Below are 24,436 nucleotides of genomic sequence, written 5' to 3' on the forward strand. Positions count from 1 at the left end.
ATAAACGGACTTGCTCATGATCAAACAGACGTTGTTTGTACCGCTCGCCGGTTGCCTGCTCGCCATGGCCTGCGCCCAGGCCTACGCGGCACCCGCGCCCTATTCGAACTTCATCGTGTTCGGCGACAGCCTCAACGACGCTGGTACCTTCAGGGACACCGGCGGCCCGGCCGGCGCCACACAGCGCTACACCAACCGCACCGGTCCGCTGTACAAGGATGGCACCGGGGAAAACCGCGACCTCAACGCCACCCAGATCATCGGCGGCAAACTGGGTTTCAGCCCCGATCAGACCGCCTCCTCGTCCTCGGCCGTGCGTGCCGGTGAAGGTCTGGCCGATGGCAACAACTGGGCGGTGGGTGGTTACCGTACCGACCAGATCCTCGACTCGATCACCACCCAGTCCGCCACCGGTGAACGCACGCGCAGCGGTTACCTGCCGTCGAATGGCTTCCGCGCTGATCCGAACGCGCTGTATTACCTGTCCGGGGGCGGCAACGACTTCCTTCAGGGCCGCGTGCTCAGCCTCGATCAGGCCAGCTCGGCGGCCGACCGACTGGCCGACAGCGTGCGCACGCTGCAAGGTGCCGGCGCCAAATACATCATGGTCTGGCTGTTGCCAGACATCGGCCTGACCCCGGCGATCAACGGCTCACCGCTGCAGAGCTTCACCTCGCAGCTCAGCGCCCAATTCAACACCGAACTGGTCAGCCAGTTGCAGGGCATCAACGCCGAAATCATTCCACTGAACATTCCGGTGCTGCTCAAAGAAGCGTTCGCCAACCCGGCGCAGTTCGGCCTCGCGACCGACCAGAACCTGACGGCCACCTGCTTCAGCGGCAACAGTTGCACCGAGAACGCCCGATACGGCATCAACAGCGCCACGCCGGATCCGACCAAGCTGATCTACAACGACTCGGTGCACCCCACCGAAGCTGGCCAGCGCCTGATTGCCGACTACGCCTACTCGCTGCTCGCCGCCCCGTGGGAACTGACCCTGCTGCCGGAAATGGCCCAAGGTTCGTTGCGCGCGCATCAGGATGAACTGCGCAATCAATGGCTGGCCGACTGGGAAAACTGGCAGGCCGTGGGCCAATGGCGCGCTATCGTCGCCGGTGGCGGACAGCATCAGGACTTCGACGGCCAGCACAGCGCCGCCAGTGCCGACGGCAACGGCTACAACCTGAACATCGGCGGCAGCTATCGCGTCAACGACGCCTGGCGTGTCGGATTGGCCGCTGGTTTCTATAACCAGAAACTCGAGGCCGGCGACGCCGATTCGGAATACAAGCTCAACTCCTACATGGGCACCGCGTTCGCCCAGTATCAACAAAACCGCTGGTGGGGCGATCTGGCGATGACCGCCGGCAAACTCGACTACGACAGCCTCAAGCGTAAATTCCAGCTGGGGGTCAACGAGCGCGGGGAGAAAGGTGATACCGATGGCTATGTGCTGGCGATCAGCGGACGTATCGGCTACGACATCGCACAGCAGGCCAGCAGCCCGTGGCACCTGTCGCCGTTCGTCAGCGCCGATTTTGGCAAGACCGAAGTAGATGGTTACTCGGAAAAAGGCGCGGATTCCACCGCGCTGACCTTCGATGACCAGTCGCGCAACTCGCGGCGTCTGGGCCTGGGTATTCAGGGCAAGTACCAGATCACGGCGCAGACCGAAGTGTTTGGCGAGTTCGCTCACGAACGTGAGTACAACGATGACCGTCAGGATCTGACCATCAACCTCAACAGCTTGCCGAACAACCGCTTCACGCTCGAAGGCTACGAGCCGCAGACCAACCTCAATCGCCTGAACCTGGGCGTGAGCCACAAGCTCACGCAGGATTTGGCGTTGCGCGCCAGCTACAACGTGCGCAAGGATGATGACTTTACCCAGCAAGGGGTGAACGTCGGGGTCAGTCTCGACTTCTGAGGCGGAAAAGCAAAAGATCGCAGGCTGCGCCAGCTCCTACAGGGGCCTGGCAGGTACAAAAAACGCGGCGCCCTTACGGGTGTCGCGTTTTTTATGCCTGACCGTAAAGCCCATGTGGGAGCGAGCCTGCTCGCGAAGGGGGGCATCAGCCAACATCTATAGCGACTGGCACGCCCACTTCGCGAGCAGGCTCGCTCCCACAGGAGACAATGTGGGTCAGGCGTCCGGAGTCTGCTCAGCCAGGGCCACGGCGCGGAACATCGCGCGGCGTTTGTTCAGGGTTTCTTCCCATTCCAGCGCCGGCACCGAGTCGGCCACGATGCCGCCACCGGCCTGCACGTGCAGTTCGCCGTTCTTGATCACTGCGGTACGAATCGCAATCGCGGTGTCCATGTTGCCGTTCCAGGCGAAGTAACCGACCGCACCGCCATACACCCCACGCTTGACCGGTTCCAGTTCGTCGATGATTTCCATCGCACGGATCTTCGGTGCGCCAGACAAGGTGCCCGCCGGCAGAATCGCCCGCAGCGCGTCCATCGCGGTCAGCCCGGCCTTCAACTGGCCGGTGACGTTGGAGACGATGTGCATCACGTTGGAATAACGCTCGATGACCATTTTCTCGGTGAGCTTCACCGATCCGATTTCCGAGACACGACCGGTGTCGTTACGACCGAGGTCGATCAGCATCAAGTGTTCGGCGATCTCTTTGTCGTCCGACAGCAGATCCTCTTCCAGCGCCAGATCCGCCTCTTCGGTAGCTCCGCGTGGACGAGTGCCGGCAATCGGGCGCACGGTGATCAGGTTGTCTTCGACCCGCACCAGCACTTCCGGCGAACTGCCGACGACGTGGAAGTCGCCGAAGTTGAAGAAGTACATGTACGGCGTCGGGTTGAAGCAACGCAGGGCGCGGTACAGATCGATCGGCGCGGCCTTGAAGTCGATCGACATGCGCTGCGACGGCACCACTTGCATGCAGTCGCCTGCGAGGATGTATTCCTTGATGGTGTCGACGGCTTTTTCGTAGTCGCTCTGGGTGAAACTGGAGCGGAACAGCGGATCAGCCGCTTGTTGCTTGCTGAAATCCAGGCCACGGCGCGGGGTGATCGGCTGGCGCAGTTTCTCCAGCAGTGCCTGCAATTGCGCCTGACCCTGCTCGTAAGCATCGGCGTGCGCCGGGTCGGCGAGGACAATCGCGTGCATCTTGCCGGCGAGGTTGTCGAACACCACCACCGCATCGGACACCATCAGCAGAATGTCCGGCACGCCCACTGGATCAGGGTTCGGGCATTTGCCCAGACGCTTCTCGACATAGCGCACGCAGTCATAACCGAAATAACCGACCAGGCCACCGTTGAAACGCGGCAGACCGGCAATGGTCGGCACGTTGTAGCGGGCCTTGAAGGTTTCGACGAAGGCCAGCGGGTCTTCGACGTCATGGCTTTCGGTCTCGACGCCATCGACGGTGATGCTTACGTGATGGTCGTGCACCCGCAGTACGGTGCGGCACGGCAGGCCGATGATCGAGTAACGGCCCCATTTCTCGCCGCCCTGCACCGATTCGAGCAGGTAGGAGTTGGGCTGGTCGGCCAGTTTCAGGTAGATCGACAGCGGGGTGTCGAAGTCGGCCAGGGTTTCGCAGGCCAACGGAATGCGGTTGTAGCCATCAGCGGCCAGGCGCAGGAATTCTTCGCGGATCATGGGGTGCCTCGTGGTGTGAGGAGCAAATCAGTCAGGTGTGCAAACGCGCCGGCAAGCCGGCCAGGAGTCAGTCAGGCGCGCCAACGCCAGCGGGCCAGGGCCTTGATGACTTTCATCCAGAGTTTGCGGGTGACCACCACGATGGCGTTTCCAGAATGGGATGGAGATGCGTCGGGCAACGTTATCTCAGCGGCTGTACCGAGGCAACCGGGAATTAGCTTGCGCAGATCGTCGATCACCAGTGCCGGGGATTCTTCGGCAATCGGCCGGCCATGGTTGTAGCCGTAGCTCAGCGCCACGCACTTGACCCCCGCCGCCTTCGCCGCCAGCACGTCGCTGCGCGAGTCGCCGACGAACAGCGATTGCGAGGCCGGAATGTTGGCCATCTTCATCACGAAGAACAGCGCGGCCGGATCAGGCTTCTTCTGCGGCAGGGTATCGCCGCCGATGATCCACTTGAAGTAGCGGCCGATCTTCATCTGATCCAGCAGCGGCGCGACAAAGCGCTCCGGCTTGTTGGTGATCAGCGCCATGGCCACACCCTGCTTGTGCAGCCACTTGAGGGTGTCGCGCACACCCGGATAGACCACGGTCAACTCGTGGCTCGCGCCATAGGCCTCCATGAAGACTTCCAGCGCGTGCTCGGCCTCGACGTCATCCACCGCCGAATGATCGATGCCGCCGGCCAGCGCCCGGCGCACCAGCACCGGTGCGCCGTTACCGACCCACTCGCGTACCGCCTCGATGCCGGCAGGCTTGCGGCCGAGGGAGAGCAGCATGGTGTCCACCGCCGCCGCCAGGTCGGGAACCGAGTCGATCAGCGTGCCATCCAGATCGAACATCACCAACCGTGGCAGTTGCCCCGGGAACAGCTGCTCAAAACCGCTCATGGGCGGGCCAGCGCCAGTTCGGAACGCATCTTGTCGATGACTTCCTGATAGTTCGGCGCATTGAAGATCGCCGAACCGGCCACAAAGGTGTCAGCGCCAGCGGCCGCGATTTCGCGGATATTGTTGACGTTGACGCCGCCATCGATTTCCAGACGGATATCACGCCCCGAGGCATCGATGATCGCCCGCGCTTCGCGCAGTTTGTCGAGGGTGCCGGGGATGAACTTCTGCCCGCCAAAGCCCGGGTTGACGCTCATCAGCAAGACCATGTCGACCTTGTCGATCACGTACTTGAGCACGTCCAGCGGGGTCGCCGGGTTGAACACCAGGCCGGATTTGCAGCCGCCTTCACGGATCAGTTGCAGCGAACGATCGACGTGCAGCGTGGCTTCCGGGTGGAAGGTGATGTAGGTGGCGCCGGCCTCGATGAAGTCGCCGACAATGCGATCCACCGGGCTGACCATCAGGTGCGCGTCGATCGGCGCGGTGATGCCGTACTTGCGCAATGCGGCGCAGACCATCGGGCCGATGGTCAGGTTCGGCACGTAGTGGTTGTCCATGACATCGAAGTGAACGAAGTCGGCACCGGCGGCCAGAACGTTGTCTACTTCCTCGCCGAGGCGGGCGAAGTCGGCAGAGAGAATCGACGGAGCAATTACGAAGGGCTGCATGACGCACCTTTTCTGAGCTAAATCACGATGGCGCGCATTGTATACCTCAAGTTTCCGTGCGCGCACCGTGACCGCGATGATCAGTACGCCGCTCGGTAGATCTTCTCGATATCCGCAGCGCTGAGCTTGCGCGGGTTGTTGCGCATCAGACGCTCGATTCCCGCGGCCTCCACGGCCATGGCCGGAATTGCCTCCTCGGGCACACCGAAACTGCGCAACCCGGCAGGAATTTCCACCGCCGCGCACAACTCGGTCATCGCCTGCACGGCTTTGTCCGCCGCCTCGGTCGCGCTCAAATGAGCGGTCTTCACCCCCATGGCTTCGGCGATATCCTGCATGCGCTCGACGCAGGCCATCTTGTTCCAGGTCATGACATACGGCAGCAACAACGCGTTACTGACGCCATGGGCGATGTTGAAACGCCCGCCCAGCGGATACGCCAACGCATGCACCGCGCCGACCCCGGCATTGCCGAACGCCATGCCGGCCATCAGGCTGGCGGTGGCCATGTCTTCACGGGCCTGGAGATTGGCGCCATTGGCGTAGGCCTTGGGCAGGGCTTTGGCGATCAACTTGATTGCGCCGATGGCCAGTGAGTCGGTAATGGGCGAGGCATTGACCGACAGATAGGATTCGATGGCGTGCACCAGCGCATCGACGCCACTGGCGGCGGTGACGCTGCGCGGGCAGGTCAGGGTCATCTGCGGACTGACCAGCGCCACATCCGGTAACAGGTAGTCGCTGACGATGCCTTTCTTCAGTTGCGCGACCTTGTCCGAGAGAATGGCGACGTTGGTCACTTCCGAACCGGTGCCAGCGGTGGTCGGGATGGCGATCAGCGGCGGGCCTTTGCGCGGCACCTGATCGACGCCGAACAGGTCTTCCAGCGCGCCGTGGTACCCGGCATACGCGGCGACACTCTTGGCAATATCGATGGCACTGCCGCCACCGAGGCCGATCAAACCGTCATGCCCGCCCTCGCGGTACACGCGCATGCAATCTTCGACAATAGCGATTTCCGGGTCCGGCAGCACCCGATCAAAAATCTCGTACTCGCGCCCGCCCAATTGGCACAGCGCCAGCTCCACAGTGCCGGATTTGACCAGCGCGGCGTCGGTGACAATCAGCGGGTTGTCGATATCGAGGCGGGTGAGTTCCGCTGCCAGTTGCTCAATGGCCCCGGCACCGGTGATCAGTTTGTGAGCAATTTTGAACTGGGACAGACTCATCGTGCGCAGCCTCTTATAGATGTGGGAGCTGAGCACAAGCGTAGCTGGGGAAACCGGGTTGTCTGCCATTCACCCCATGAATGACAACCACACATAGATTTTCTGTACGCACGAACATTCCTATGTAGGAGCTGCCGAAGGCTGCGATCTTTTGATTTTGATCTTAAAAAGCCAGATCAAAAGATCGCAGCCTTCGGCAGCTCCTACAGGGGATCAGCGTCAGACCTGGGCGGTACGCAGTTTCTCGCTACGGCCACGCAACCATTCAAGGGTCAGCAACAGGATGACGGAGAACGCGATCAGCAAGGTTGCCGCAGCAGCAATCGTCGGGCTGAGGTTCTCGCGAATCCCGCTGAACATCTGCCGGGGCAGCGTCGCTTGCTCGGGGCCGGCGAGGAACAGCGTCACCACCACTTCATCGAACGACGTGGCGAAGGCGAACAGCGCCCCGGAAATCACCCCCGGTGCGATCAGCGGCAGAGTCACACGACGGAACGTGGTCAGCGGCGAAGCCCCCAGACTGGCCGCCGCCCGTACCAGGTTGTGGTTGAACCCTTGCAGCGTTGCCGACACGGTGATGATCACGAACGGCACGCCGAGCACCGCGTGCACCACGATCAGCGAGAAGAAGCTGTTACCCAGCCCCAGCGGCGCGAAGAACAGGTAACTCGCCACACCAATGATCACCACCGGCACCACCATCGGCGAAATCACCAGCGCCATCACCAGCGCCTTGCCGGGGAAATCGCCGCGGGTCAGGCCGATCGCGGCCAGGGTGCCGAAAACCATCGCCAGCACGGTCGCGGCGGGGGCGACGATGATGCTGTTCTTCAGCGAGCGCATCCATTCCGCCGAGGCGAAGAAATCCTGATACCAGTGCAGCGAGAAACCTTGCAGCGGATACACCAGGAAACTGCCCGAGTTGAACGACAGCGGCACAATGACCAGCACCGGCAGGATCAGGAACAGCAGGATCAGGCCGCAGAGGATCCGCAAGCTGTAGAACCACACCCGTTCAATGGGCGACATGTAAGGACTCAGCATTTCAAATTCCCCTTAGCTCAGGCGCAGGCGACTGGCGCCTACCAGCCAGCTGTAGATCAGATAAAGCACCACGGTCGCCAGCAGCAACAAGCCGCCCAGCGCAGTGGCCATGCCCCAGTTGATGCTGGTGTTGGTGTAGAACGCGACGAAGTAGCTGACCATCTGATCGTTCGGACTGCCGAGCAGCGCCGGGGTGATGTAGTAGCCGATGGCGAGGATGAACACCAACAGGCAACCGGCGCCGACACCGGCGTAGGTCTGCGGGAAATACACCCGCCAGAAACTGGCGAACGGATGGCAGCCCAACGATATGGCGGCGCGCATGTAGGTCGGCGAGATGCCTTTCATCACGCTGTAGATCGGCAGGATCATGAACGGCAGCAGAATGTGCACCATCGAGATGTAGACCCCGGTGCGGTTGAACACCAGCTCCAGCGGTTTATCGGTGATGCCCATGGCCATCAGCGCGCTGTTGATCAGCCCGCCCGACTGCAGCAACACGATCCACGCCGCAACCCGCACCAGAATCGAGGTCCAGAACGGCAGCAACACCAGAATCATCAGCAGGTTGCTCTGCCGCGATGGCAGATTGGCCAGCAGGTAAGCCAGTGGATAAGCGAGGAACAGGCAGATCACGGTGATGACCAGGCCCATCCAGAAAGTCCGGGCGAAGATGTCGAGGTAGATCGCCTGATCCGGGGTGGCCGGGGCCAGTTCGCCGAGATCGTCGATACGGTGATCGACCGCCGCCAGCAGGTAATACGGGGTGATGCTACTGGTGTTGCGTTTGACCGCTTGCCAATAGGCCGGATCGCCCCAACGCTCGTCGAGCGCTTCGAGGGCTTCTTTGTAGGAGGCCGGTTCGCTGGCGAAAGGCAGCGCCCGGGCGGTTTTGGTCAGCAGGCTGCGATAGCCGGCCAACTCCATGTTCAAGCGCTTGGACAGATCGCCCAGCGTCTGGTTTTTGCGCGCTTCAGCGAGGTCTTCGCCAGCCGCTTTGTACACCGGTTCAGCAGGCAGGCCACGGCCATCCCAACTGGCGATGGCCGCCACGGTGCGCGGCATGCCGCCAACCACTTCCGGGTTGCCGACGCTTTTATAGAGCAGCGCCACGATCGGCACCAGAAACACCAGCAACAGAAACAGCACCAGCGGCGCAATCAACGCCTGGGCCTTCCAGCGGTTGACCCGCTCGGCGTGCTTGAGCTTCTGCTTCAAGGTGGGGCTGGCGCCCTCGTTCAGGGGAACGGCGATGGCCATGACGTACTCCGCAAATCTTTGATCATTACAGAGGTGGCGAACCACCTCTGTTGTGTTGAAACACCAAAACTCTCAGATGAGTTTTTGTGGCGAGGGGATTCATCCCCGATCGGCTGCGCAGCAGTCGTAAAACCTGAGAATCCGGTTTATCTGACACACCGAGCGGGTATGGCTTCGGGGGCTGCTTCGCAACCCATCGGGGATGAATCCCCTCACCACACAAGCTCCTTCGCCACAAAGTCTTCCTTCAGATTGTGGTTACTTCGCAGCCCAGGAGTTGAAGCGCTGCTCCAGTTGCTCGCCGTTGTCAGCCCAGAAGCTGACGTCGATCTGCACCTGGTTGGCGATGTTTTCCGGAGTGGTCGGCATGTCTTTCAGGATCGCCTTGTCCAGCAACGGCACGGCCTGGGAGTTGGCCGGTCCATAGGCGATGTTTTCCGAGTAGGTCTTCTGCTGTTGCGGCTGCACCGAGAACGCGATGAATTTCTTCGCCGCTTCGGCGCGCTTGGCGTCCAGACCTTTCGGGATCGCCCAGGCGTCGAAGTCGTAGATGCCGCCGTTCCACACCACTTTCAGGTTGGATTCTTTCTGCACGGCGGCGATGCGACCGTTGTAGGCCGAGCTCATCACCACGTCACCGGAAGCGAGGTACTGCGGTGGCTGGGCGCCGGCTTCCCACCACTGAATGTTCGGTTTGAGCTCATCCAGTTTCTTGAACGCACGATCCTGACCACCCTTGCTCGCCAGTTCTTTGTAGACGTCTTTCGGCGCCACACCGTCGGCCATCAGCGCGAATTCCAGGGTGTACTTGGCGCCTTTACGCAGGCCACGCTTGCCCGGGAATTTCTTGGTGTCCCAGAAATCGGCCCAGCTGGTTGGCGCGGTTTTCAGCTTGTCAGCGTTGTACGCGAGTACGGTCGACCAGACGAAGAAGCCCACGCCGCAAGGCTGAATCGCACCTTTGACGTAATCTTCGGTTTTGCCGAACAGCGCCGGGTCGAGTTGTTCGAACATGTCTTCATCGCAACCACGGGACAGCTCCGGCGATTCAACTTCCACCAGATCCCACGACACACTCTTGGTGTCGACCATGGCTTTGACCTTGGCCATTTCGCCGTTGTACTCGCCGGCCACGATCTTGCCGTTGCCCGCGGCTTCCCACGGTGCGTAGAAGGCTTTGACTTGCGCCGCCTTGTTCGCCCCGCCAAACGACACCACAGTCAAATCGGGACCGGCGGCCATCGCGCTGGCCGCACCCATCAGGCCCAGGGTCAGGGCGGTGAACTTCAGGGATCTCAACATTTATTGTTCTCTCCACGTGCAGGGTTGGTGTTGGTATTGCCGGGGCGATCAATGCGCCTCTAGAAGTGGGTCGAGTGCACGAACGTGCTCGACCTGCCAGCCAAGCGGTACCACGTCGCCGACCGCGAGCCCGGGATCGAGCTCGGCAATCGGCTGTTTCACGAAGAAGTCGGTCTTGCCGCAGACTTCCAGGCGCACCCGGACGTGGTCGCCCAGATAGATGAATTCCGCCACCCTCCCTGAGAAGCGGTTGACGCATTGGTCGCTCGAGCCATTGAGGCTGACGCGCTCCGGGCGGATCGACAGCGTCACCGGCTCGCCGGTCTGGCCGACGTTGACCGCCAGCGCCTCGACCTTCTCGCCCCGACCCAACTCGACCACGCAACGCTCGCCGCTCTGGCTGAGCAGACGGCCGTTGAGGCGGTTGTTCTCGCCGATGAAGTTGGCGACGAAGGTGTTTTTCGGTTCTTCGTAGAGGGTGCGCGGCGGCGCGATCTGCTGGATTTCGCCCTGATGGAACACGGCGACGCGGTCGGACATGGTCAGCGCTTCACCCTGGTCGTGGGTCACGTAGACCACGGTCACGCCGAGACGCTGGTGCAGGTGCTTGATCTCCATCTGCATGTGTTCGCGCAGTTGCTTGTCGAGCGCGCCCAGCGGTTCGTCCATCAGCACCAGTTGCGGTTCGAACACCAGCGCCCGGGCCAGCGCCACCCGCTGCTGCTGACCGCCGGAGAGTTGCGCCGGATAACGTGAGGCGAACGCGTCGAGCTGGACCATGCTCAGGACTTTCTTGACCTTGTCGCTGACGTCGCTCTTGTTCAGGCCGCGCACGGTCAGCGGGAAGGCCAGATTCTCGGCCACGGTCATGTGCGGGAACAGCGCGTAGTTCTGGAACACCATGCCGATGTCGCGCTTGTGCGGCGGCACGTTGTTGATTGCACGGCCGGCGAGGAGGATTTCGCCGGCGGTCGGCGTTTCGAACCCGGCGAGCATCATCAGGCTGGTGGTCTTGCCCGAGCCGGACGGCCCGAGCAGGGTCAGGAACTCGCCTTTGCGAATGTCCAGGTTGAGGTCTTTGACGATCAGGTTCTCGCCGTCGTAGCTCTTCTGCACTCCACGAAAGCTGACCAGCACGTCACTGGCCCCTGCGTTTGAATCGACCTGGCTCATACCCACACCTTTGTTATTGGTAACTGCTGTGGATTAAGCCTAGTGGCTGGCGCCAGCCACGCAAATCGGGGCGCAGGAGAGAATCGCCTCAGCGGGATGGAAGGTTGGGGGTAGGGATTGCCCTACAAGGATGGCGCGTTTTGGCAAGCGAGCGACGAGCGCCAAGCTGCGAGCCGCAAGAACAAGCAAAAGCGGTTGTCGCTGATGGATATGCCCACACGGTTTTAACTGTAGGAGCTGCCGAAGGCTGCGATCTTTTGATCTTGATCTTATGAAAACAAGATCAAAAGATCGCAGCCTTCGGCAGCTCCTACACACGGGATCAATGTGCTTAGAGGAGTTTGTGCTCCATCGCGTATTTGACCAGTTCGGCCAGCGAGGTGATGTTGAGCTTCTGCATCAGCCGCGCCTTGTGCGTGCTGATGGTCTTGCTGCTCAGCGCCAGTTGCTGGGCGATGTCGTTGACGTTGGCGCCTTGGGCCAGGCGTTCGAACACCGAGAATTCGCGCTCGGACAGCAACGAATGCAACGGTCGCGTGTCGGTCAGGCCGACCTCAAAGACCATCCGGTCGGCCAGCTCCGGGTCAATGTAGCGCCCACCCGCCGCGACCTTGCGAATCGCCGTCAGCAGCAACGCGGGATCACTGTCTTTGGTCGCATAACCAGCAGCGCCGACCTTTAGCGCGCGAGCGGCCATTTGCGCCTCATCGTGCATCGACAGCACCAGAATCGCCGGTGGATTGTTCAACGCGCGAATCCGCGGGATCGCCTCCAGACCGTTGACGCCAGGCATCGAGATGTCCAGCAGCACCACCTCGCACGGCACACTGCGCAGGGTTTCGAGCAACTGCTCGCCATTGCTCGCCTCCCCCACCACTTGCAGGTCCTTGGCCAGGCCGATCAATTGCTTGATGCCTTCCCGGACGATGGTGTGGTCTTCGGCTACCAGTACACGGATCAAGTTTTTTCTCCAGATTTCAGGTACACACCAAACCCTGTGGGAGCGAGCCTGCTCGCGATAGCGTCAGCTCAAACACCACAAACCTTCAAACCTCACTCACCGGCACCCACACCTTCAGACTGGTGCCCTCGCCCGGCTCACTCTCAAGCACCAGCCGCCCGCCCATGATCAACACCCGCTCGCGCATGCCGACCAGGCCAAAGGATGTCGGCCGCTGCGCCGTCGCGACAAAGCCTGCGCCATCGTCGCTGACCGTCAGACACAACTCGTCGCCTTTCAGCGCCAGCGTCAGCTCCACAGTATGCGCTTGGGCGTGGCGCATCACATTGGTCAGCGCCTCCTGCAGGATGCGGAACAGCCCGATCGCCTTGGCGTCGCTGAGCACCGGCAGATTGTCCGGCACCTGCACCAGACATGGAATCTGCGTGCGCGCCTCGAATCGCCGCGCCTGCCACTCAATCGCCGAAGCGATCCCGGCATCGAGGATCGGCGGGCGCAGCGCCGTCGCCACATCGCGCACCAGCTGGAACAACTGGGCGATCAGGCGTTTCATGCTGTTCAACCGTTCGTGCAGGCCCGGATCGAGTTGCGCGTAGGCCAGCTCGCACATCGAGGTTTCCAGTTTCAGCACCGTGAGCATCTGCCCCAGCTCATCGTGCACTTCACGGGCAATGCGCGCCTTCTCTTCTTCGCGCACGCTTTCCAGGTGCGCCGACAGCTCGCGCAGTTGCTCGCGGGACGCCGCCAGTTCCAGTTCGATGCGCTTGCTTTCGCTGATGTCCCAGACGATGCCGTCCCAGACATAGGCGCCATCCTCCAGCTGGCGGGTGATTGCCTTGATCTCGGCCCAGCGTTGTTCGCCCTGACGGGTGAGGATGCGGCCCTGCCACGACCAGTCACTGTCGGTGTCCAGTGCCTGGTCCTGGGTCTGGTGGTAACTGGCCTTGTCGTCCGGGTGCACCAGGCTGCGCAAGCCCATGTCGCGGTGCGCAATGGCGGCCGGCGCGTAGCCGACCAGACTCTCGCTGCCCTCGCTGATGTAGGCGAAATCGATCTGCCCGGTCACTGGCGCCCGCTCCAGGCGAAACACCAGCCCCGGTACGTTGGCGGCGATGCCTTGCAGGCGCGCTTCACTTTCCTGTAACGCGGCCAGCGCGCGGCGACGCTCGGTGACGTCGGTGAGATAAACCACCAGATACTCGCTGTCGCGAAAGCGCAGAAAACTCAGCGAAACGTCCGCCGGCAGGACGCTGCCATCAGCGCGCACGCAGCTGGTTTCAAAGCTCAGCGGTCCTTCCTCACTGGCCCGCGCGCGTTTCCACAGGTTGAGCCAGCGGTCCATGTGCAGACCGGGTTCGAAATCGATCAGCGGCCGTTCGATCAACGCGCCCTGTGGATAACCGAGCATGCTTTCCGCCGCGCGGTTGGCGTAACGCACATGGCTGTCCCAGTTGACCCAAAGAATGCCGACAGTACTTTGATCGATGGAAAACTGGGTCAGGCGCAAGGCTTCTTCGCTGGCCGCGCGCAGGGCGATGTCTTCCCGGGCGCTCAACAGACGGTGTTCGAGGCTGTGTTGCTGGCGTCGTTGCCAGACCACAATGGCCACACAACTGAGCAACAACACCGCAAACAGCAAACTGAGGTTCTGCCAGAACCCCGGTGACTCCGACAGACGCGGGTATTTGGGTTGCAGCCATTGCGTGTGCAGGCGTTCCAGATCCTTCGCGGGAATCGCCCGCAGAGCAGTTTCAACAATGCCGGCCAACGCCGGCCAGTCGCGCCGTGTGGCAATGCGCAACAGCTGCGGCAAGCCGATATCGCCGACCACCACCAACCCGGCGAACTCAGGTTCGGCAGACAACCGTCCGAGTTGCGCCTCATCCACCACGGCGTAGGACGCCTGCTGGGTCAACAGCAGTTGCAGCGCCTGACGCTCCAGCGGCACGCCTTGCAGATTCAGATGGGGATAGGTGCTGCGCAAATAGTCTGCCGTCACGCTGGGCATGCGCACGGCGACGCGCGACAGGCTGTCGAGTTTTTCCAGCTCGACCACGCCGCCGCTCTTCTGGTCGCTGACCACCAGTTGTGGCACCCGCATGTAGGGATCGGAAAATTGCCACAGGCGCAGTGCACCCGGGGTCTGGGTCAGGCCCGGGGCGATGTCGATTTCGCCTTCGCGGGCGGCCTCCTCCAGTTGCGCCAGATCCTGAAAATTGCGCCAGCTCAGCTCGACGTTCAAGGTCTTGGCCAGTGACTTCATCAATTCGACATTGGCCCCGGACAAGCGCTGCAGACGTCGGTCGTACTGCGCGTACGGCGCCTGCAGCACGAGGCCCACACGCAACTCACGGTGCTGCGCCAGCCATTGCTGCTCGGCGGGCGTCAACAGCGCTGCATGCGCCGCCGGCGCAGACGCCGCCCAGCCCATCAAGGGAAAACACAACCAGCCGATAACCCACAGGCAGCAAAAACGCATCATTGAAGTCTCTTGCACTGACAAATTCTGACCAACCCATTAGGCTGCCGGGATACTTTTCTGGCCTGGAATAACCGATGCCCTCTGTCTATCGCCTGGCAATGCCAGCATTGTGCCTGTCGCTGATCCTGCCTTGTGCGTTTTCCGTCGAAGCCGCCGATCCGGCGCCCGCCTCCACCGCCGAGCAACCAGCCGCCGAAAAACCCGCCGAACGCCAGCCACTGCTTGAGCGTAGTCAGGAAGAAGCCGCAGCACTCGAACGTAAAGTCCCGGCACAAGAACAGCAGCAACTGCAGGCCGGCGCCGACACTTTCCTCGCCCTGTGGAAACCGGCCAACACTGCCGAACCCAAAGGTGCGGTCATTATTGTGCCGGGCGCCGGCGAAACCGCTGACTGGCCGCAAGTGATCGCCCCGCTGCGCAACAAATTGCCCGACGTCGAGTGGAGCAGCCTGAGTATCACCCTGCCGGATCTGCAAAGCGATGTCATCGCTCCACGCGTGATTGCGCCCGCCGCCGCGCCAAAAGCCGCGGAAAGTGGCAGCAAGGATTCCACCACCGCGCAACCGATCGAACAGGCTGCGGGCGGCGAAGCGGACGTGGCGGATCAGGTCGTGGCCGAAACGACTGAAGAACAATCCAAGGCGGATGCCGAGCGAATCTTTGCGCGGATCGACGCGGCCATTGCCTACGCCGAGCAACAAAGCGCACGCCGGGTCGTGATCCTCGGTCACGGTACGGGCGCGTACTGGGCGGCGCGTTTCCTCAGCGAGCGGCAGAGTTCGCAGGTCGAGAAGCTAGTGATGGTCGATGCGCAAACGCCAAGTAAAGCCAAGCCGCAACTGGCCGAGCTGACGCCGACCCTGAAGTTGCCGACGGCTGACATTTTCTACATGGACAAGGCGCTGGATCGTAACGCGGCGCTGGAGCGCATGCAGGCCAGCAAGCGCCTGAAGACTTCGGCGTTCAGCCAGGTGGCGCTCAAGGCGTTGCCGGACAAAAAGGCTGAGCAGGAACAGTTGTTTCGGCGGGTGCGTGGCTGGTTGAATCCGCAGAAGACTGACTGACTGGAAGACCGAGTCGCCCCATTCGCGAGCAGGCTCGCTCCCACACTGATCGCATTCCTACAGACGGAATGCATTCAACTGTGGGAGCGAGCCTGCTCGCGATGAGGCCATTTCAGCCAACCCATATTTAACGGCAACGATCAGCGAAAATCCCGCCGCGCCCGAATCAGGGTAAACGCGTTGTGCAACTCACGGGTTTTCTCGGTCGCCTCGCGCACCTGCTCAGGCGTCGCGCCGCTGCCGGCGATCTTGTCCGGGTGATGACGACTGAGCAGCCGTCGATAGGCGCGCTTGATCTGTGCCGGCTCGCTGGTCGCCGACACGCCGAGCAGGCGCATCGCTTCCTGATAACTCACCGCCGCACTGACAATCGGCCGTTTATTCGGCTCGTAATCATTGGCCAGCGCCTGGATCTGGTGCGTCGTCCAGCCCAGCCACTTGCCCCACTGCGCCAATAATTCACGCTCGCTGACGCCCGCACGACCGTCGGCCCAGACCATCCGCCAGCAGGCACGCAACACGCCTTCGGCGGCATGCGGCTGAGCACTCAGGCGCCGCAGATAACCGCGCAGGCGGTCACCGCCGGACTTGCCGCGATTGAACGCAGCAATCGCCCGCCGCCGCGCCGGCTCGCTCATTTCCAACGCGTTCATTTCGTTGCGCGCCTGCTGGATATGGCCGTCCGTCACCCGCCCGTCACTCTTGGCCAGACGCCCGAGCAGCACGAACAACAGTTCGTCGTTGCGCAACATCGGCCGCCCGCCGAGCTTTTCCCGCAGATGCCCCCAGCTTTGCAAGTGCAGGCGCCGATCCAGCGCCTGCCCCAACAATGCCCCAAGCATGGCCCCCGGAATGCTGGCGATCGCAAAACCCGCTCCGGCTCCAATCAGAGTCCCTGGCCACAACATATCAACGACTCGCTTCTATCAATGCTTCGGCTTCGGCCAGACGCTCGTGCGTGCCGACATCCACCCAATGGCCTTTCAGACGTTCGCCGCTGACCTGCCCGTCTGCCATGGCTTTGCGCAGCAACGGTGCAAGCTTGAATGCGCCGTCCGCGCAACCATCGAACAACTGCGGATGCAGGACGGCGATGCCGCTGTAGGTCAGGGTCGCCGCGTCCGTTTGGCCATCGATCACCTGACCGTCGGTCAAGGTGAAATCGCCTTGCGGATGGTGGGCCGGGTTGTCCGCCAGCACCAGATGCGCCAGACCGTTGATCGGTTGGTGCAGTACGCTGAAGTCGTAGTCGGTCCAGATATCGCCGTTGACCACCAAAAAGGCGTCGTCACCGAGCAATGGCAAAGCACGGAAAATCCCGCCGCCGGTTTCCAGCGGCTCGCCTTCCGGCGAGTACTGGATGCTCACGCCAAACTGCGAACCGTCGCCCAGGTAATCCTCGATCTGCTGACCGAGCCAGGCATGGTTGATCACGATTTCACTGAAACCGGCCGCCGCCAGCGCCCGCAGGTGGTATTCGATCAACGGCACGCCACCGGCACGCACCAGCGGTTTCGGGGTGGTCAGGGTCAGGGGGCGCATGCGCTCGCCCTTGCCTGCTGCCAGTATCATCGCCTTCATGCGATCGCTCCACCACGCAGACTGGCGAGCAATGCCTGCAGATCCGCCAGTTCAGGACGACGCGCAATCACCGCTTCTATATAGGCGAAGAAACGCGGCACGTCGGCCAGGTAGCGCGGTTTGCCATCGCGATGGCAGATGCGCGCAAAGATGCCGATGACTTTCAGGTGCCGCTGTACGCCCATCAGGTCGCTGGCACGCAGGAAGTCTTCGAAGTCGGCCTGCACCGGAATGTCCAGCGCCGAGGCTTGCTGCCAATAACTTTCCAGCCAGCCGCGCACGCGCTCTTCAGGCCAACTGAGGAAGGCGTCTTTGAACAGGCAGGTGACGTCGTAGGTGACGGGGCCGTAGACCGCATCCTGAAAGTCCAGCACGCCGGGATTCGGCTCGCTGAGCATCAGATTGCGCGGCATGTAGTCGCGGTGCACCAGAACTTTCGGCTGGGCCAGTGCGCTGTCGATCAGCAGTTCGCTGACGGACTGCCATTGTTGCTGCTGTGCTGCGTCGAACTCGATGCCGAGTTCGCGTTTCACGTACCACTCGGGGAACAATTCCAGCTCACGGCGCAGCAGCGCGACGTCGTAGCTCGGCAGCGGTGCGACCATCGGTAATTGCTGAAAAGCCAACAGCGCCTGCAGGGCATCGCTGAACAATGCATCGGCATTTTCGCCGTCGATTACGTCGAGATAGGTCTTGTTGCCCAGGTCATTGAGCAAAAGAAAACCGCGTTCGAGGTCTTCTGCATAAATTTTCGGCACGTTAATTCCGGATTTCGCCAGCAAAAAGGCGATATCCACGAACGGTTTGCAGTTTTCCTGGGGCGGTGGCGCGTCCATCACGACGAAACTGCGGCCCGCGCCTTCCCAGCGGAAATACCGGCGGAAACTCGCGTCGCTGCTGGCCGCGGTCAACGTGGCCGGGGGCACGGTGCCCCAGCCTTGATCTGCAAACAGGATTGCCAACTGCTCATCGAGCCAAACTTTCAGGTGTTGCAAGCGTACATCTTGGTCAGGCATTGCAAGGGTCTCCGACGGCGCTAGCCGTCAAGCGGGTCATGCTTTATTATCCAGCATCTTTTTCAGACCATCGAGAGGCGTGCGGCCCACACCGCGGGCAGATGGCACGCAGGAAGCCCGGACTAATAAGATGGCATTGAAATCCCCCGCGTTTCGTAAAAAATTTCCGTTGTTGGTAACCGGCAGTCTGCTGGCTATGCAACCTCTGGCCAGTCAATTCGTTGTTGCCGCCGAGCAGTATGACTGCGCCGTCTCGGCAACGGGTGGCTGGGCGTGTGCGCCCAAGACGCCGGCAGCTGCATTGCCGCCGCGTCCGGTGCATGACGGCAGTGCTGTCAGCGCCGCCGGCGAAGCCCCGGCCCAGAACGGTTCCACTGCCGACACCGGCGCCAAGCCTGTGCTGGTCACCGAAGCCAAGGGCCGCGGCCTGAAATCCCGTAGCGAAGACTACAGTCACCTCGACTGGGTTCCGCGCGAGAAGCTCACCGCCGCCCAATTGGCCGAGACCGGTCCTTACTGCTCTGGTTCCTATATCGAACCGATTCGTCCTGGCATGAATGACAAGACGAATAAAAGTGACGCACCGACCTTTATCGGCGCCAAGGCCTCGCGCTACAACACCGAAGATCAGGTGGGTACGCTGGCCGGCGACGTGGTCCTGCGTCAGGGCAGCATGCAGGTCGAGTCCGACGAGGCCAGCCTCTATCAGGCCGAAAGCCGCGCCGAACTCAATGGCGACGTGCGCATTCGCGACAACGGTGCACTGATTGTCGGCGACCACGCCGATGTGCAGCTCGACACCGGTGAAGCCAAGGTCGACAACGCCGAATACGTAATGCACAAATCGCGCATCCGCGGTAACGCGCTGTACGCCAAGCGTGCCGAGAACGCGATCATCCGCTTGAAGGACGGCACGTACACCACGTGCGAACCGAACAGCAACGCGTGGCAGCTCAAGGGCAACAACATCACCCTGAACCCGGCCACCGGCTTTGGTACTGCGACCAACGTGACACTGCGGGTCAAAGACATTCCGATCCTGTACACGCCGTACATCTACTTCCCGATCGACGATCGTCGCCAATCGGGTTTCCTGCCGCCGACCATCGGTACCGGCAGCGATACCGGCTTCATGCTGGTCACCCCGTACTACTTCAACCTGGCGCCGAACTACGACGCCACGTTGTACCCGCGTTACATGAGCAAGCGCGGCATGCTGGTCGAAGGCGAGTTCCGTTACCTGACCAAGTCCAGCGAAGGCCAGTTCGGTGCGGCGTATCTGAACGACGAAGATACCGATCGCAGCAAGCAGACCGATTACGAAAAAAATCGCTACATGTACAACTGGCAGCACAAGGGCGGACTCGACTCCCGTGTGATGACTCAGGTTGACTACACCAAGATCAGCGATCCGTACTACTTCCAGGACCTGACCACCGATCAGATTGGTGTGAAGAGCGCTGACTTCGTCAACCAGCAAGGTTCGGTCACCTATCGTGGCGACAGCTATACCGCGCGGTTGAACGCTCAGGCTTACCAGCTGGCGACCGTATCGAACATCACTCCGTATGACCGTCTGCCGCAGATCACCTTCAATGGTCAACTGCCGTATCACCCGGAAGGGTTGAATTTCGATTACGAGACCGAGATTGTGCGGTTTGATCGTGATCTGAAAAATGGCACGTTCACCAACGAAGACGGGACCACTGTCGAACCACGCCTCGACAATAACGTTACTGGCCTGGCCCGCGCCAACGGCGACCGTCTGAACCTGAAGCCTGGTGTCAGCCTGCCGATGAACTGGACCTATGGCTTCCTGAAGCCATCGCTCAAGTACCAGTACACCCAATACCAGCTGGATCTCGACGGCACCGGCAAATCGCAGATCGATGCGATGACTCCTGAGCAGCAGAAGCTCAATGGCAAGTTCGACAGCAACCAGAACCGCGGCGTACCGATCGCCAGCGTCGACAGCGGCCTGTACTTCGACCGCAACACGTCGTACTTCGGCAAGAACTATCGCCAGACTCTGGAACCGCGTCTGTTCTACCTGTATGTACCCAAGGTTGATCAGGAAGACATTCCGGTATTCGACACCAGTGAATACACCTTCAACTACGCGTCACTGTTCCGTGACAACCGCTTCTCTGGCTCCGACCGTGTCGGCGACGAGAACAAGCTGTCGTTGGGCGTGACCAGCCGCTGGATCGAAGACAACGGTTTCGAGCGTCAGCGCATCAGCGTCGGTCAGGCGTACTACTTCAAGGATCGCGAAGTTCAACTGCCAGGCATCGCGTTCAACGATCGCAAAGACGCCCAGTCCGACGTATCGCCATACGCGCTGGAATACGAATACCGCTGGAACCGCGATTGGCGCACCACGGCCGACTACAACTGGGATCCGGACAGCCGCAGCCCGCGTTCCGGCAGCGCGATGTTCCATTACCAGCCTGAAGACAACCCGAACAAGGTGGTCAACGTCGGTTATCGCTATCGCAACGACCAGATCCGTTACGACCAGAACACCGGCAAGTGGGCTGTGGGCGGCGGCGACTACGGCACCCCGGGCCAGCCTGGCTACGTGAAGGACTACTACAAGATCCAGCAGCATGACTTCTCGGTCATCTGGCCGATCGTTCCGCAGTGGAGCGCGATCAGCCGCTGGCAGTACGACTACAACCGCAACCGTACGCTGGAAGCCTTTGGTGGTTTCGAGTACGACAACTGCTGCTGGAAACTGCGCCTGATCAACCGTTACTGGGTTTCCTACGACGAATTCAGTCAGGAAGCTCCACAAAACGAAAAAGGCGACCACGGCGTCTTCCTCCAAATTGTTCTGAAGGGACTCGGCGGCCTGACTGGCGCCAAGGTAGAGAGCTTCCTCGACAAAGGCATCCAAGGTTATCGTCAACGTGAAGACCAAGCTTTCTGATTCTCTGCGCCCGCTGTTGCTGGGCGCGCTGTTCCTGGGTACTGCGGCCAACGCCGCAGTACAGTCCATCGATAAAGTGGTTGCGATCGTTGATAACGACGTGGTCATGCAGAGCCAGCTGGACCAGCGTGTCCATGAAGTTCAGCAGACCATCGCCAAGCGTGGCGGCGGCATGCCGCCGCCGGGCGTGCTGGATCAGCAGGTGCTCGAGCGCCTGATCGTCGAAAACCTGCAACTGCAGATCGGCGAGCGTTCCGGGATCCGCATTACCGACGAAGAGCTGAACCAGGCAGTCGGCACCATCGCCCAGCGCAACAACATGACCGTGGATCAATTCCGCGCCGCCCTGGCTCACGACGGTTTGTCCTATGACGACGCCCGTGACCAGATCAAGCGCGAGATGATCATCAGCCGTGTGCGTCAGCGCCGCGTGGCAGAACGCATTCAGGTCTCCGAGCAGGAAGTGAAGAACTTCCTCGCTTCCGACCTGGGCAAGATGCAACTGTCCGAAGAACTGCACCTGGCCAACATCCTGATCCCGACGCCGGAAAGCGCCAGTTCTGAAGCGATTCAGAGCGCTTACCGTCAGGCGATGGACGTTTACCAGCAACTCAAGCAAGGCGCCGACTTCGGTCAACTGGCCGTGGCCAAATCCGGCAGCGACAACGCGCTGGAAGGCGGCGACATGGGCTGGCGTAAAGCCGCGCAACTGCCACCGCCGTTCGACCGCGAGTTGAGCAGCATGGCGGTGGGCGACATCACTCAGCCTGCGCGCACGCCGAGTGGTTTCATCATTCTCAAGCTGCTGGCCAAACGGGGTGGCGAAACCCAGATGCGTGATGAGGTGCATGTGCGCCACATCCTGGTCAAGCCAAGCCCGATCCGCGACGAAGCCAAGACCAAAGCCCTGGTGCAATCGCTGTACGAGCGCATCCTGGCCGGTGAAGACTTCGCTGAGCTGGCGAAGAACTACTCCGAGGACCCGGGTTCGGCGCTCAACGGCGGCGACTTGAACTGGATCGACCCGAACGCACTGGTACCGGAATTCCGCGAAGTGATGGCCAAGACCCCACAAGGTCAGCTGTCCAAGCCGTTCCAGACCCAGTACGGCTGGCACGTGCTGGAAGTCCTTGGCCGCCGCGCCACCGACAGCACCGAATCGGCACGCGAGCAACAGGCTATGAATGTTCTGCGTAACAAAAAATACGATGAAGAGCTGCAAAACTGGCTGCGTCAGATTCGTGAAGAAGCCTACGTAGAAATCAAACTCCCTGGTGCAGACCAGGCAGCGCAGTGAAACCCAAGCGTTTCGCGCTGACACCCGGCGAACCAGCCGGCATCGGTCCCGACCTGTGCCTGCTGCTCGCCTCGCAAGCCCAGCCACATCCCCTGATTGCCATCACCAGCCGCGACCTGCTCACCGAGCGGGCCGCGCAGTTGGGGCTGGCCGTCAATTTGCTTGAGGTTGCGCCTGACAACTGGCCGGCTGTTCCAGCTCCCGCTGGTAGCCTGTATGTCTGGGACACTCCACTCAGCACTCCCGTGGTCGCTGGTCAACTGAACAAGGCTAACGCCGCCTTCGTCCTCGACACCCTGACCCGTGCCGGCAACGGCTGCCTGAACGGCGACTTCGCCGGGATGATCACCGCACCGGTACACAAGGGCGTGATCAACGAATCCGGTATCCCGTTCTCCGGACACACGGAATTCCTCGCCGACCTGACCCACACCGCCCAAGTGGTGATGATGCTCGCTACTCGCGGCTTGCGCGTGGCACTGGTGACCACTCACCTGCCCCTGCGCGAGATTGCCGATGCAATCACCCCGGAGCGGCTGGAGCGGGTCACGCGAATTCTGCACGCCGACCTGCAAGACAAATTCGGCATCGCCCGGCCACGTATTCTGGTCTGCGGACTCAACCCGCACGCCGGCGAAGGCGGACACCTGGGCCATGAAGAAATCGACATCATCGAACCGACATTGGAGCGCCTGCGCGGCGAGGGCATGGACCTCCGTGGCCCGCTGCCTGCCGACACTCTGTTTACCCCCAAATATCTGGAGCACTGCGACGCAGTGCTGGCGATGTACCACGACCAGGGCCTGCCCGTGCTGAAGTACAAAGGCTTCGGCGCGGCGGTCAACGTGACCCTCGGCCTGCCGATCATCCGCACGTCGGTCGACCACGGCACTGCCCTGGATCTGGCTGGCAGCGGCAAGATCGACACCGGCAGCCTGCAGGTCGCCCTGGAAACCGCCTACCAGATGGCCGAGACCCGTTTATGACCGAGCAATACCAACACAAGGCGCGCAAACGCTTTGGCCAGAACTTCCTGCACGATGCCGGCGTCATCGACCGCATCCTGCGCTCCATCAGCGCCAAGCCTGACGACCGCATGCTGGAAATCGGCCCGGGCCAGGGCGCACTGACCGCCGGCATCCTCAATTCCGGCGCGCAACTCGACGTGGTGGAACTGGACAAGGACCTGATCCCGATCCTCAACCAGCAGTTCGCCGGCAAGAGCAACTTCAACCTGCATCAGGGCGATGCGCTGAAGTTCGACTTCAACACCCTCAACGCCGCGCCGAACAGCCTGCGTGTGGTGGGCAACCTGCCTTACAACATTTCCACGCCGCTGATTTTCCATCTGCTGAACAACGCCGGCATCATTCGCGACATGCATTTCATGCTGCAGAAAGAAGTGGTCGAGCGTCTGGCGGCCGGCCCGGGCGGCGGCGACTGGGGGCGTCTGTCGATCATGGTTCAGTACCACTGCCGCGTGGAACACCTGTTCAACGTCGGCCCGGGCGCGTTCAACCCGCCGCCGAAGGTCGACTCGGCCATCGTCCGTCTGGTGCCGCACGCGGTGCTGCCGCACCCGGCCAAGGATCATCGCCTGTTGGAGCGCGTCGTTCGCGAAGCCTTCAATCAGCGTCGCAAGACCCTGCGCAACACCCTCAAGCAATTGATGACCGCCGCCGAGATCGAAGCCACCGGCGTCGATGGCAGCCTGCGCCCCGAACAACTGGACCTGGCCGCGTTCGTGCGCCTGGCCGACAAGCTCGCCGAGCAGGTTTATGCCGCGCCTGCCGCCGACTGACCGGCGATGAACGCTATCGGGCAGGACGCCACTCTGGTTTACTGCCCGATACTTGCCTAGACTGACTCTTCATCAGCTACGCCACGCGTTCCGCTTCGTTAAGGCCCT

19 protein-coding genes are annotated in these 24,436 nt (G+C 61.5%); 6 read left to right on the forward strand and 13 right to left on the reverse strand.

Annotation, left to right across the window (positions count from 1 at the left end; translation table 11 throughout):
- The first annotated feature begins 16 nt into the window (after positions 1 to 16).
- Entirely contained in the window at positions 17 to 1,927 is a 1,911-nt protein-coding gene (gene estP / locus HXW87_RS00170) for an esterase EstP (RefSeq protein WP_239778281.1), read from the forward strand.
- 216 nt (positions 1,928 to 2,143) lie between these two features.
- Here estP and trpE read toward each other — a convergent pair whose 3' ends face one another.
- The 10 genes from trpE to HXW87_RS00220 form a co-directional block, all read right to left on the reverse strand.
- On the reverse strand, positions 2,144 to 3,625 hold the full coding sequence (gene trpE, locus HXW87_RS00175) for an anthranilate synthase component I (RefSeq protein ID WP_095668179.1): 1,482 nt from the start codon (positions 3,623 to 3,625) through the stop codon (positions 2,144 to 2,146).
- A gap of 71 nt (positions 3,626 to 3,696) precedes the next feature.
- On the reverse strand, positions 3,697 to 4,515 hold the full coding sequence (locus tag HXW87_RS00180; protein ID WP_095668178.1) for a phosphoglycolate phosphatase: 819 nt from the start codon (positions 4,513 to 4,515) through the stop codon (positions 3,697 to 3,699).
- Positions 4,512 to 5,186 (reverse strand): ribulose-phosphate 3-epimerase, encoded by a 675-nt coding sequence (rpe, locus tag HXW87_RS00185; RefSeq protein ID WP_003228808.1) that lies wholly within the window; start codon positions 5,184 to 5,186, stop codon positions 4,512 to 4,514. The genes HXW87_RS00180 and rpe overlap by 4 nt, the downstream gene beginning before the upstream one ends.
- A gap of 80 nt (positions 5,187 to 5,266) precedes the next feature.
- Positions 5,267 to 6,415 (reverse strand): iron-containing alcohol dehydrogenase, encoded by a 1,149-nt coding sequence (locus HXW87_RS00190; protein ID WP_182403300.1) that lies wholly within the window; start codon positions 6,413 to 6,415, stop codon positions 5,267 to 5,269.
- A 219-nt stretch (positions 6,416 to 6,634) separates the two neighbouring features.
- Positions 6,635 to 7,459 carry an ABC transporter permease gene (locus HXW87_RS00195; protein ID WP_041070101.1) on the reverse strand — a complete coding sequence of 275 codons (825 nt, stop codon included), beginning with the start codon at positions 7,457 to 7,459 and terminating at the stop codon, positions 6,635 to 6,637.
- Between the two features lie 12 nt (positions 7,460 to 7,471).
- The gene (locus HXW87_RS00200; protein WP_239778282.1) at positions 7,472 to 8,719 is read right to left on the reverse strand and encodes an ABC transporter permease; all 1,248 of its coding nucleotides are present in this window, start codon (positions 8,717 to 8,719) and stop codon (positions 7,472 to 7,474) included.
- 258 nt (positions 8,720 to 8,977) lie between these two features.
- A complete protein-coding gene (locus HXW87_RS00205) occupies positions 8,978 to 10,021 on the reverse strand; it encodes an ABC transporter substrate-binding protein (protein WP_121187472.1) in 1,044 nt (347 codons plus the stop codon).
- A gap of 48 nt (positions 10,022 to 10,069) precedes the next feature.
- Positions 10,070 to 11,194, reverse strand: coding sequence for an ABC transporter ATP-binding protein (locus HXW87_RS00210; RefSeq protein WP_047296967.1), 1,125 nt, complete (start codon positions 11,192 to 11,194; stop codon positions 10,070 to 10,072).
- 331 nt (positions 11,195 to 11,525) lie between these two features.
- Positions 11,526 to 12,155 (reverse strand): response regulator transcription factor, encoded by a 630-nt coding sequence (locus HXW87_RS00215; RefSeq protein ID WP_003228820.1) that lies wholly within the window; start codon positions 12,153 to 12,155, stop codon positions 11,526 to 11,528.
- Between the two features lie 85 nt (positions 12,156 to 12,240).
- Positions 12,241 to 14,637: a transporter substrate-binding domain-containing protein gene (locus tag HXW87_RS00220; RefSeq protein WP_239778283.1), complete on the reverse strand. Its 2,397-nt coding sequence runs from the start codon at positions 14,635 to 14,637 to the stop codon at positions 12,241 to 12,243.
- Positions 14,638 to 14,711: 74 nt separating this feature from the next.
- On the opposite strand from HXW87_RS00220, the gene HXW87_RS00225 reads away from it, so the two are divergent.
- Positions 14,712 to 15,701: an alpha/beta hydrolase family protein gene (locus HXW87_RS00225; protein WP_047296969.1), complete on the forward strand. Its 990-nt coding sequence runs from the start codon at positions 14,712 to 14,714 to the stop codon at positions 15,699 to 15,701.
- Positions 15,702 to 15,841: 140 nt separating this feature from the next.
- Here the strand turns inward: HXW87_RS00225 and HXW87_RS00230 are convergent, their stop codons facing one another.
- The 3 genes from HXW87_RS00230 to HXW87_RS00240 are packed head-to-tail and all read right to left on the reverse strand — an operon-like array spanning position 15,842 to position 18,298.
- Positions 15,842 to 16,609, reverse strand: a complete 768-nt coding sequence (locus tag HXW87_RS00230; protein ID WP_041070087.1) for a TerB family tellurite resistance protein — start codon at positions 16,607 to 16,609, stop codon at positions 15,842 to 15,844.
- A gap of 1 nt (position 16,610) precedes the next feature.
- Complete coding sequence (murU, locus tag HXW87_RS00235) at positions 16,611 to 17,282, reverse strand: N-acetylmuramate alpha-1-phosphate uridylyltransferase MurU (protein ID WP_239778284.1); 672 nt, start codon at positions 17,280 to 17,282, stop codon at positions 16,611 to 16,613.
- The gene (locus tag HXW87_RS00240; RefSeq protein WP_047296972.1) at positions 17,279 to 18,298 is read right to left on the reverse strand and encodes a phosphotransferase; all 1,020 of its coding nucleotides are present in this window, start codon (positions 18,296 to 18,298) and stop codon (positions 17,279 to 17,281) included. The genes murU and HXW87_RS00240 overlap by 4 nt, the downstream gene beginning before the upstream one ends.
- A 130-nt stretch (positions 18,299 to 18,428) precedes the next feature.
- Between HXW87_RS00240 and HXW87_RS00245 the strand changes: the two genes are divergently transcribed.
- From HXW87_RS00245 to rsmA, 4 genes are read left to right on the forward strand one after another with little or no spacing between them, the layout of a single operon-like run.
- Positions 18,429 to 21,230: an LPS-assembly protein LptD gene (locus HXW87_RS00245; protein WP_239778285.1), complete on the forward strand. Its 2,802-nt coding sequence runs from the start codon at positions 18,429 to 18,431 to the stop codon at positions 21,228 to 21,230.
- On the forward strand, positions 21,211 to 22,527 hold the full coding sequence (gene surA, locus HXW87_RS00250; RefSeq protein WP_182402712.1) for a peptidylprolyl isomerase SurA: 1,317 nt from the start codon (positions 21,211 to 21,213) through the stop codon (positions 22,525 to 22,527). The genes HXW87_RS00245 and surA overlap by 20 nt, the downstream gene beginning before the upstream one ends.
- Positions 22,524 to 23,513, forward strand: coding sequence for a 4-hydroxythreonine-4-phosphate dehydrogenase PdxA (gene pdxA / locus HXW87_RS00255; protein WP_047296980.1), 990 nt, complete (start codon positions 22,524 to 22,526; stop codon positions 23,511 to 23,513). Before surA ends, pdxA begins: the two co-directional genes overlap by 4 nt.
- A complete protein-coding gene (gene rsmA / locus HXW87_RS00260) occupies positions 23,510 to 24,328 on the forward strand; it encodes a 16S rRNA (adenine(1518)-N(6)/adenine(1519)-N(6))-dimethyltransferase RsmA (RefSeq protein WP_239778286.1) in 819 nt (272 codons plus the stop codon). Before pdxA ends, rsmA begins: the two co-directional genes overlap by 4 nt.
- Positions 24,329 to 24,436 lie beyond the last annotated feature (108 nt).

Origin of the sequence: Pseudomonas sp. Y5-11, from assembly GCF_022368695.1 — a bacterium.
Taxonomy (GTDB): domain Bacteria; phylum Pseudomonadota; class Gammaproteobacteria; order Pseudomonadales; family Pseudomonadaceae; genus Aquipseudomonas; species Aquipseudomonas parakoreensis.

Bases quoted from the DNA above. Each gene is read 5' to 3' on its own strand.
- HXW87_RS00210 (WP_047296967.1), bottom strand. From the start codon at position 11,194: ATGAGCCAGGTCGATTCAAACGCAGGGGCCAGTGACGTGCTGGTCAGC.
- HXW87_RS00245 (WP_239778285.1), top strand. From the start codon at position 18,429: ATGGCATTGAAATCCCCCGCGTTTCGTAAAAAATTTCCGTTGTTGGTA.
- HXW87_RS00230 (WP_041070087.1), bottom strand. From the start codon at position 16,609: ATGTTGTGGCCAGGGACTCTGATTGGAGCCGGAGCGGGTTTTGCGATC.
- HXW87_RS00195 (WP_041070101.1), bottom strand. From the start codon at position 7,459: ATGCTGAGTCCTTACATGTCGCCCATTGAACGGGTGTGGTTCTACAGC.
- trpE (WP_095668179.1), bottom strand. From the start codon at position 3,625: ATGATCCGCGAAGAATTCCTGCGCCTGGCCGCTGATGGCTACAACCGC.
- rpe (WP_003228808.1), bottom strand. From the start codon at position 5,186: ATGCAGCCCTTCGTAATTGCTCCGTCGATTCTCTCTGCCGACTTCGCC.
- HXW87_RS00225 (WP_047296969.1), top strand. From the start codon at position 14,712: ATGCCCTCTGTCTATCGCCTGGCAATGCCAGCATTGTGCCTGTCGCTG.
- murU (WP_239778284.1), bottom strand. From the start codon at position 17,282: ATGAAGGCGATGATACTGGCAGCAGGCAAGGGCGAGCGCATGCGCCCC.
- HXW87_RS00190 (WP_182403300.1), bottom strand. From the start codon at position 6,415: ATGAGTCTGTCCCAGTTCAAAATTGCTCACAAACTGATCACCGGTGCC.
- rsmA (WP_239778286.1), top strand. From the start codon at position 23,510: ATGACCGAGCAATACCAACACAAGGCGCGCAAACGCTTTGGCCAGAAC.
- HXW87_RS00220 (WP_239778283.1), bottom strand. From the start codon at position 14,637: ATGATGCGTTTTTGCTGCCTGTGGGTTATCGGCTGGTTGTGTTTTCCC.
- estP (WP_239778281.1), top strand. From the start codon at position 17: ATGATCAAACAGACGTTGTTTGTACCGCTCGCCGGTTGCCTGCTCGCC.
- HXW87_RS00240 (WP_047296972.1), bottom strand. From the start codon at position 18,298: ATGCCTGACCAAGATGTACGCTTGCAACACCTGAAAGTTTGGCTCGAT.
- HXW87_RS00180 (WP_095668178.1), bottom strand. From the start codon at position 4,515: ATGAGCGGTTTTGAGCAGCTGTTCCCGGGGCAACTGCCACGGTTGGTG.
- HXW87_RS00200 (WP_239778282.1), bottom strand. From the start codon at position 8,719: ATGGCCATCGCCGTTCCCCTGAACGAGGGCGCCAGCCCCACCTTGAAG.
- HXW87_RS00205 (WP_121187472.1), bottom strand. From the start codon at position 10,021: ATGTTGAGATCCCTGAAGTTCACCGCCCTGACCCTGGGCCTGATGGGT.